Source organism: Shewanella insulae (assembly GCF_009831655.1).
Lineage (GTDB): Bacteria > Pseudomonadota > Gammaproteobacteria > Enterobacterales > Shewanellaceae > Shewanella > Shewanella insulae.
In genome coordinates this window covers 1-1,117 of record NZ_WRPA01000043.1, presented here as the reverse complement: position 1 = coordinate 1,117, position 1,117 = coordinate 1, and the positions used below count along the sequence as shown (strand labels likewise).

The window sequence follows — 1,117 nt, the reverse complement described above, 5'->3', positions numbered from 1 at the left end:
CTAGATGGTGATCAACTATCTTTGACCCAGCTAGGCCGTAATATCTCTGGCAATGTGGCGCCTAAACACAGTATCAAACGCATTGACCGCTTGCTCGGTAATCACCACATCAATAACGACCGATTGACGATATATCGATGGCATGCAATGCATCTTTGCGGTGCTAACCCAATGCCTATCGTACTTGTCGATTGGGCCGATGTGAGAGAGCAACTCCGTTTGATGACATTGCGCGCCTCTATTAGTGTTCAAGGGCGCAGCGTGACCCTTTATGAGCGTACTTTTGAATTCAAAGATTACAATGCACCTCGCAGCCACAATGCTTTTCTGACTGAATTGGCAAAGGTGCTTCCGAATGGTTGCTGTCCGCTAATCGTCACCGATGCTGGCTATCGCAATACTTGGTTCGCTCAAGTCGCAAGTCACGGCTGGTTTTGGTTAGGGCGTGTTCGTGGTGACGTCAGTTATCAGCATGTTGGAACACATCAATGGCACTCCAATAAGTCGCTTTACCCAACAGCAACGAACAAAGCCAAATACATCGGCCGTGTTAACCTCGCCAGGAAAAGCCCATTGCCCTGTCATTTACACCTGTACAAAGCGAAAGAAAAAGGCCGTAAAGACCGCCGTTCCTCAAAGGCTGGAAGAAACCATACCGCCCAAGCAAGCTACGGAAGAAGCAGCAAAGAGCCGTGGCTATTGGCAACCAACTTACCACCTAACCATTTCAACTCAGTCCAAGTCACAAAGCTCTACGCTAAGCGAATGCAGATTGAAGAAACCTTTCGAGACTTGAAGAGCCCACAATACGGCATGGGGCTGAGGCACTGCAAAAGTCGTTGTCCGCAGCGGCTAGATGTGTTGCTGCTCATCGCTATGCTGGCTGAAATTGCCTTATGGCTAATTGGTATCGTTGCCTTACATCTAGGCTGGCAAAAACACTTTCAGGCCAACACCATTCGGCACCGGCCTGTGCTGTCGATTGTCAGATTGGGGAAAGAAGTTCGGCGAAGGAAAAACTATCGAATAACAGCGCAGCATTTACGCTGGGCAATGCATGAATACATCAAGTTGGTTCACACTGCTGGGAGACCTGAATTATGAGGGGATCCCCCAG

At 49.0% G+C, this 1,117-nt stretch carries 1 protein-coding gene; it reads left to right on the top strand.

The features are described 5' to 3' along the window. Positions 1-1,104 (top strand): IS4 family transposase (locus GNT65_RS20425; protein ID WP_160799004.1); only part of this gene is annotated, 1,104 nt, incomplete at its 5' end. Between the last annotated feature and the right edge of the window lie 13 nt (positions 1,105-1,117).